This window comes from Pseudomonas sp. Irchel s3b2 (assembly GCF_900187445.1).
Classification (GTDB): domain Bacteria; phylum Pseudomonadota; class Gammaproteobacteria; order Pseudomonadales; family Pseudomonadaceae; genus Aquipseudomonas.
The window spans coordinates 105,845-114,145 of the sequence record NZ_FYEB01000017.1 but is presented as its reverse complement, the minus strand read 5'-3'; the positions used below and the strand labels follow the sequence as shown (position 1 = coordinate 114,145).

6 protein-coding genes are annotated in these 8,301 nt (G+C 59.4%); all 6 read right to left on the bottom strand.

The window, feature by feature from the left end; all coding sequences use genetic code 11:
* Nucleotides 1–175 precede the first annotated feature (175 nt).
* The gene (gene rpsA, locus CKW20_RS25595; RefSeq protein ID WP_030128738.1) at nt 176–1,867 is read right to left on the bottom strand and encodes a 30S ribosomal protein S1; all 1,692 of its coding nucleotides are present in this window, start codon (nt 1,865–1,867) and stop codon (nt 176–178) included.
* 120 nt (nt 1,868–1,987) lie between these two features.
* Nucleotides 1,988–2,677, bottom strand: coding sequence for a (d)CMP kinase (gene cmk / locus CKW20_RS25590; RefSeq protein WP_095055367.1), 690 nt, complete (start codon nt 2,675–2,677; stop codon nt 1,988–1,990).
* Nucleotides 2,674–4,881, bottom strand: coding sequence for a bifunctional prephenate dehydrogenase/3-phosphoshikimate 1-carboxyvinyltransferase (locus tag CKW20_RS25585; protein ID WP_256585136.1), 2,208 nt, complete (start codon nt 4,879–4,881; stop codon nt 2,674–2,676). The genes cmk and CKW20_RS25585 overlap by 4 nt, the downstream gene beginning before the upstream one ends.
* 28 nt (nt 4,882–4,909) lie before the next feature.
* Nucleotides 4,910–6,022 carry a histidinol-phosphate transaminase gene (gene hisC / locus CKW20_RS25580; protein WP_095055365.1) on the bottom strand — a complete coding sequence of 371 codons (1,113 nt, stop codon included), beginning with the start codon at nt 6,020–6,022 and terminating at the stop codon, nt 4,910–4,912.
* 12 nt (nt 6,023–6,034) lie between these two features.
* Entirely contained in the window at nt 6,035–7,129 is a 1,095-nt protein-coding gene (gene pheA / locus CKW20_RS25575) for a prephenate dehydratase (RefSeq protein ID WP_030128742.1), read from the bottom strand.
* A complete protein-coding gene (gene serC / locus CKW20_RS25570; RefSeq protein ID WP_095055364.1) occupies nt 7,129–8,214 on the bottom strand; it encodes a 3-phosphoserine/phosphohydroxythreonine transaminase in 1,086 nt (361 codons plus the stop codon). The genes pheA and serC overlap by 1 nt, the downstream gene beginning before the upstream one ends.
* Nucleotides 8,215–8,301: the final 87 nt, after the last annotated feature.

Genomic DNA, 8,301 nt, shown 5'->3' with positions numbered 1-8,301 from the left:
CACCCTTGCCTCTGGCTAACACTTCCCCTTGCCGGGTGTGTAGAGGACTTGCACCTCCAAGTCACCCGCTTGGCCACCACAGCCAAGCGGGTTGCGCTTGCGCGCAACGCGCCATGCCTGGCGCACCACAAAAAAGGGCGACCGAAGTCGCCCTTTTTCTATGGTCTGACAGAACTTAGTTCTGCTTTTCCATTTGTGCACGCAACAGGTCGCCCAGAGTGGTAGGACCAGCAGCGATGCTATCCGAAGGCTTGTCTTTCAAGCTCTGGATGGCTTCTTTCTCGTCTTCAACGTCTTTCGACTTGATCGAGAGCTGGATTACACGGCTCTTGCGGTCAACGCTGATGATCTTGGCTTCTACTTCTTCGCCTTCTTTCAGAACGTTGCGCGCGTCTTCAACGCGGTCACGGCTGATTTCGGAGGCTTTCAGAGTCGCTTCGATATCGTCGGCCAGAGTGATGATGGCGCCTTTAGCGTCAACTTCTTTCACGATGCCTTTAACGATGGCGCCTTTGTCGTTCTCTTGAACGTACTCGGAGAACGGATCGCTTTCCAGTTGCTTGATGCCCAGGGAGATGCGCTCGCGCTCTGGGTCAACCGACAGGATAACGGTGTCCAGCTCGTCGCCCTTCTTGAAGCGGCGAACGGCTTCTTCGCCCACTTCGTTCCAGGAGATGTCGGACAGGTGAACCAGGCCGTCGATGCCGCCGTCCAGACCAATGAAGATACCGAAATCGGTGATCGACTTGATGGTGCCGGAGATTTTATCGCCCTTGTTGAACTGGCCAGAGAAGTCTTCCCATGGGTTGGACTTGCACTGCTTGATGCCGAGGGAGATACGACGACGCTCTTCGTCGATGTCCAGAACCATGACTTCCACTTCGTCGCCGACTTGTACGACTTTCGAAGGGTGGATGTTCTTGTTGGTCCAGTCCATTTCGGAAACGTGTACCAGACCTTCAACGCCTTCTTCCAGCTCAGCGAAGCAGCCGTAGTCGGTCAGGTTGGTTACACGAGCGGTAACGCGAGTGCTTTCTGGGTAACGGGCTTTGATAGCAACCCATGGATCTTCGCCCAGTTGCTTCAGGCCCAGGGAAACACGATTGCGTTCGCGATCGTACTTCAGAACCTTGACATCGATCTCGTCGCCAACGTTGACGATTTCGGAAGGATGCTTGATACGCTTCCAAGCCATGTCGGTAATGTGCAGCAGGCCATCGACGCCACCCAGATCGACGAATGCGCCGTAATCGGTGAGGTTCTTGACGATACCTTTGACTTGTTGGCCTTCCTGCAGGGATTCCAGCAGAGCTTCACGCTCGGCGGAGTTCTCGGCTTCGAGGACGCTGCGACGGGAAACGACAACGTTGTTGCGCTTCTGGTCCAGCTTGATGACCTTGAATTCCAGCTCTTTGCCTTCCAGGTGCGTGGTGTCGCGCACTGGACGGACGTCAACCAGAGAACCTGGCAGGAACGCACGGATGCCGTTAACGTCGACAGTGAAGCCGCCTTTAACCTTACCGTTGATAACGCCCTTGACCACTTCTTCGGCTGCGAAGGCTGCTTCCAGAACAATCCAGCATTCAGCGCGCTTGGCTTTTTCACGGGACAGCTTGGTTTCACCAAAGCCGTCTTCAACCGAGTCCAGCGCAACGTGAACTTCGTCACCGACGTTGATGTTCAGTTCGCCAGCGTCGTTGTAGAACTGCTCAAGCGGGATGAGTGCTTCAGACTTCAGGCCAGCGTGAACGGTTACCCAGCGAGCCTGGTAATCGATATCAACGATAACACCGGTGATGATGGAGCCTGCCTGAAGGTTCAGGGTTTTTAGGCTTTCTTCAAAGAGTTCCGCAAAGCTTTCGCTCATTTTAATTCCTGTTGATGAGGGCGAAGAATACGCCCATCTCCACACCCCAGACGGTGTGGGTTAGTTTTATTTAAAAGAAGCCACCACAGGACTATGACTGGTCCCCTGCGGCCTTCTTGGTCACCCGGCGATATCGCGAATGGCGATCTCGCTCATGATGCGTTCCAGCACCTGATCGATGGATAATTCCGTGGAATCCAGCTGTATGGCGTCAGCCGCCGGTTTAAGCGGGGCTACCGCTCGCTGGGTGTCACGCTCATCGCGTGCACGTATCTCATCTAGCAGACTCGACAGACTAACACCATCGACTTTGCCCTTCAACTGCAAGTATCGACGGCGCGCACGCTCCTCGGCACTGGCAGTGAGGAAAATCTTCAACGGCGCGTCGGGAAATACCACCGTGCCCATGTCGCGACCATCGGCCACCAGACCCGGCGGTTCCTGAAAGGCCCGCTGGCGCTGGAGCAGCGCATCGCGCACGGCGGGCAACGCAGCGACTTGCGAGGCGCCCGAGCCGATACTTTCGGTCCGAATGACATCGCTGACTTCGTCACCTTCCAGAATAATGCGCTGCAGCTGACCTTCGGTCGCGGCGATGAATTGCACATCCAGATGAGCGGCGAGCTTTTTGAGCAGTTCCTCATTCGTCAGGTCGACGCCATGGTTATGCGCCGCGAACGCCAGCAATCGATAAAGCGCACCGGAATCCAGCAGGTTCCAGCCCAGACGCTTGGCCAGCATGCCGGCGACAGTCCCTTTGCCAGAGCCGCTTGGCCCATCAATGGTGATGACCGGTGCGATGTTGTTCACGACTGAGCCTCTTGTGCAACACGGATACCGACCTGCGCGCACAGCGCAAGGAAGTTCGGGAACGAGGTCGCGACGTTGGCGCAATCATGGATGCGGATCGGTGCAGTGGCGCGCAAAGAAGCCACGCTGAAGGCCATGGCAATCCGGTGATCGCCGTGACCGTGCACTTCGCCGCCGCCGATCTGGCCGCCATCGATAATGAGGCCGTCCGGGGTTGGCTCACACTTGACGCCCAGCGCCAGCAGACCGTCCGCCATGACCTGGATCCGATCCGACTCTTTCACGCGCAGCTCTTCGGCACCGCGCAGCACGGTGCGCCCTTCGGCACATGCAGCAGCCACGAACAGCACCGGGAACTCGTCGATCGCCAGTGGAACCAGCGCCTCAGGGATCTCGATACCTTTGAGTTTAGCCGCCCTTACGCGCAGATCCGCTACCGGCTCGCCGCCAACTTCACGCTGGTTTTCCAGGGTGATGTCAGCGCCCATCAGGCGCAGAATGTCGATCACGCCGGTACGGGTCGGGTTGATGCCGACGTGCTCAAGCACCAGCTCCGAACCTTCGGCAATCGACGCTGCCACCAGGAAGAACGCCGACGACGAGATATCGCCCGGCACTTCAATGTGGGTCGCGGTCAACTTGTGGCCGGATTCCACCGATGCGGTCGCGCCGTTGACGGTCACCGGGTAGCCGAAGCCGCGCAGCATGCGCTCGGTGTGGTCGCGAGTCGGTGCCGGCTCAGTGACAGTGGTCTTGCCTTCGGCATACAGACCCGCCAGCAACAGGCAGGATTTAACCTGCGCGCTGGCCATTGGCATGGTGTAAGTCAGGCCCTTGAGCTTGTTGCCGCCACGAATGGTCATCGGTGGACGACCTTCAGCAGCGGTCTCGATCACGGCGCCCATTTCGCGCAGCGGATTGGCCACGCGATTCATCGGACGCTTGGACAGCGAAGCATCGCCGGTCAGCGTGCTGTCGAAGTTCTGCGCAGCCAACAGGCCAGACAGCAGACGCATCGAAGTACCGGAGTTGCCCAGATAGATCGGGCCCGGCGCAGGCTTCAGGCCATGCAGGCCGACACCGTGGATGGTCACACGACCGTGGTGCGGACCCTCGATGACGACACCCATGTCGCGGAAAGCTTGCAGGGTCGCCAGGGCGTCTTCGCCCTCGAGGAAACCTTCCACTTCGGTGACGCCTTCGGCCAGGGAACCGAGCATGATCGAACGGTGGGAAATCGATTTGTCGCCCGGTACACGAATCCGCCCAGTCAGGCGGCCACCAGGTTGTGCCAGGAAAATCAGATCGTTGGAATTCATAGCGTCCACATAGGCCCGGCGGGCCAGGATTTTACTGAAATGCTCGCGGGCAACCCGGGCGCGCGTGAACACGCCCAACAATTGGTGCCCATCCCCTGCATCGACCGCGTCGCGCAAGGCGTCGAGATCGCTGCGAAATGTATCGAGTGTGCGCAGGACAGCTTCGCGGTTGGCGAGGAAGATGTCGTGCCACATGACCGGGTCGCTACCGGCGATTCTTGTGAAATCGCGGAAACCGCCCGCAGCGTAACGGAAGATCTCAAGATTTTCATTGCGTTTGGCCAACGAATCGACCAAACCGAACGCCAGCAAGTGCGGCAGATGGCTGGTCGCCGCCAACACTTCGTCGTGACGCTCGACCTGCATGTGCTCGACATCGGCGCCCAATTCGCGCCACAACCGGTCGACCACTGCAAGAGCCTCCGGATCAGTCTGATCCAGCGGCGTCAGAATCACTTTATGGCGACGGAACAGCTCGGCATTAGAGGCTTCCACCCCGCTCTGCTCGGAACCGGCAATCGGATGCCCCGGCACGAAACGCGCCGGCATGCCGCCAAACGCCTCGGTCGCCGCGCGCACCACATTGCCCTTGGCGCTGCCGACGTCGGTCAGAATCGCCTGCCCCAGGTCCATGCCCGCCAACAGCGCGAGCAATTTCTCCATGGCCAGGATCGGCACCGCCAACTGAATCACGTCAGCACCCTGGCAAGCCTTGGCCAGGTTTTCTTCACAGCGGTCCACCACGCCCAACTCAACCGCCAGCTTGCGCGACTGCGGGTCGAGATCGACCCCGACCACTTCGCGGCACAGACCACTTTCACGCAAGCCTTTGGCAAATGAACCGCCGATCAAGCCCAGGCCGACCACCACCAGGCGACCGATCATAGGTTGCGCAGATTGCAGTGCAGTGACATCAACCACGAGCCATAACCTTGGTCAGCGCCTCGAGGAAGCGGCTGTTTTCAGCCGGCAAACCGATGGTGATACGCAGGTGGTTCGGCATGCCGTAGTTGGCCACCGGACGCACGATCACACCCTCGCGCAGCAACCCCTCGAACACTGGAGCCGCAACGCGCCCCAGATCGACACAGATGAAGTTGCCTTTGGATGGGATCCAGCTCAACCCCAACTCACGGAAACCCGCTTGCAGCTGCTGCATGCCGGACTCGTTCAGACGACGGCTTTCGGCCAGGTATTCGACATCTTGCAGCGCTGCACAAGCGGCGGCCAGTGCGAGGCTGTTGACGTTGAACGGCTGACGCACACGATTCAGCACATCGGCGACGATGGCCGAGGACAAACCATAGCCGACCCGCAGCGACGCCAGACCATAGGCCTTGGAGAAGGTGCGCGAGACCAGCAGGTTCGGGTAGGCCGCCAGATAGTCCAGGCCATCGGGCAAGTCGCTGCCTTCGGCGTATTCGATGTAGGCCTCATCCAGCACCACCAGCACATGAGCCGGTACGTCCTGCAGGAAGTCATCCAGCGCTTGGGCGTCGAACCAGGTCCCGGTCGGGTTGTTCGGGTTGGCAATGAACACCACGCGGGTATCGGCATCGATCGCGGCCAGCATGGCCGACAGATCATGACCCCAGTCTTTGGCCGGGATCACTTTTGCCTGGGCACCAACGGCCTGGGTCACGATCGGATAGACCGCAAACGCATGCGCGCTGAACACCGCGTTCAGGCCCGGCGCCAGATAGGCACGCGCCACCAGCTCCAGAATGTCATTGGAGCCGTTACCCAGTGTCACCTGGTTCAGCTCGACGCGGCACTGATCGGCCAGCAGGGTCTTGAGCGCAAAACCGTTGCCGTCCGGATAGCGGGTCAGCTCGGCCAGCGCTTCGCGAATCGCTGCCAGCGCCTTCGGACTGGCGCCCAACGGGTTTTCGTTGCTCGCCAGCTTGACGATATTGGCCGGATCGAGATTCAGCTCACGGGCCAGTTCGTCCACGGGCTTGCCCGGAACGTAAGGCGAAAGTTGTTGCACGCCCGGCTGTGCCAGAGCGAGGAAGTTGCCACTCATTTGCTACCGCCCTTAGAGAACTGCTTTCGGGTAGGAACCCAGCACTTTGAGTGCCACTGCTTCCTGACTGATCTTTTCCAGCACACCCTTGATCAGCGGATCGCGATGGTGGCCGACGAAGTCGATGAAGAACACGTAGGTCCATTTACCGCTGCGCGACGGACGGGTCTCGATACGCGTCAGGTCGATGCCATTGTCGTGGAACGGCACCAGCAGTTCGTGGAGCGCACCGGGTTTGTTGCTCATGGAGACAATGATCGAGGTCTTGTCGTCGCCGGTCGGCGGTACTTCCTGGCTGCCGATCATCAGGAATCGCGTGGAGTTGTCCGGGCGATCCTCGATTTTCTCGGCCAGACGGGTCAACCCGTACAGGCCTGCCGCCATGTCGCCGGCAATCGCCGCCGAGTTCCACTCACCCTTGACCCGCTTGGCCGCTTCGGCGTTGCTCGAAACCGCCACGCGCTCGACATTAGGGTAATGGGCGTCCAGCCACTTGCGACACTGAGCCAGGGACTGGGCATGGGAATAGATGCGGCTGATGCTGTCGGTCTTGGTGTTTTCACCGACCAACAGATGATGGTGAATCCGCAGTTCGACTTCGCCGCAGATCACCATGTCGTGTTCGAGGAAGCTGTCGAGGGTGTGGTTGACCGCGCCCTCGGTGGAGTTTTCCACCGGGACCACGCCAAAGTTCACCGCACCGGCAGCCACTTCGCGGAACACTTCATCGATCGCCGCCATCGGCTTGCTGATCACTGCGTGACCGAAATGCTTCATGGCGGCGGCCTGGGTGAAAGTGCCTTCAGGGCCGAGGTAAGCCACTTTCAGCGGCTGCTCGAGGGCCAGGCACGAGGACATGATTTCGCGGAACAGCCGCGCCATCTCTTCGTTGCCCAGCGGCCCCTGGTTACGCTCCATCACACGCTTGAGCACCTGAGCTTCACGCTCAGGACGATAGAACACCGGCACTTCGCCTTCGGCCAGCGAGGCCATCTTTACTCGCGCAACTTCCTGGGCGCAGCGTGCGCGCTCACTGATCAGCTCCAGGACTTTTTCGTCCAGAGCATCAATGCGCAGGCGCAGTGCCTTGAGTTCTTGCTCAGACATTAGCCGTGTTCCTTCTCGAACTCTGCCATGTACGAAACCAGTGCGTTGACCGCAACGATATCGACGGCGTTATAGATGGAGGCACGCATGCCGCCCACGGAACGGTGGCCTTTGAGGTTCAGCAGGCCGCGTTCGTCGGCACCCGCCAGGAACGGCTTGTCGAGACGATCGTCGGCCAGACGGAACGGCACGTTCATCCACGAGCGGTCCGACTTGTTGATCGGGTTGCTGTACATGCCGCTGGCGTCGATGAAGTCGTACAGCGTGCGCTGCTTCACTTCATTGAGCTTGCCGATGGCTTCGACACCGCCCTGCTCTTTCAGCCACTCGAACACCAGGCCGGACAAGTACCAGGCCAGGGTTGGCGGGGTGTTGTACATCGAGCCGTTATCAGCCGCGACCTTATAGTTGAGCATGGTCGGGCAAATGGAACGGGCATGACCCAGCAGGTCTTCGCGAACGATGTTGACGACGACGCCACTCGGGCCGATGTTCTTCTGGGCACCGGCGTAGATCATGCCGAAGCGCGAAACGTCCACCGGACGCGACAGGATGTCCGAGGACATGTCGGCGACCAGCGGCACATCACCGGTTTCCGGGATCCATTGGAATTCCAGGCCGCCAATGGTTTCGTTCGGTGCGTAGTGAACGTAGGCCGCATCTTTCGACAGGCTCCATTCGTTCTGACCGGGAATCGCGAAATAGTCGTAAGGCTTGGCGGTCGCGGCAACGTTGACGTGGCCGTAACGCGAAGCTTCTTCGATGGCTTTCTGCGACCAGATACCGGTGTCGATATAGTCGGCGGTGCCGCTTTCCGGCAACAGGTTCAGAGGAATCTGAGCAAATTGCTGGCTCGCGCCACCTTGCAGAAACAGCACTTTATAGTTCGAGGGGATATTCAGCAGATCACGCAGATCCTGCTCGGCCTTGGTGGCAATGGACACGAACTCATCGCTGCGATGGCTCATTTCCATGACCGACAGGCCCTTGCCGTGCCAATCAAGGAGTTCACCCTGGGCGCGCTTCAGGACAGCTTCGGGAAGCGCCGCAGGACCGGCACAGAAGTTATAGGCTCTCTTGCTCACATCCAATCTCGCTCTGATCTGGTGGTCACTTAATCTTTCGGTCTGCGGATGATCGTTCCCACGCTCTGCGTGGGAATGCATCCAATG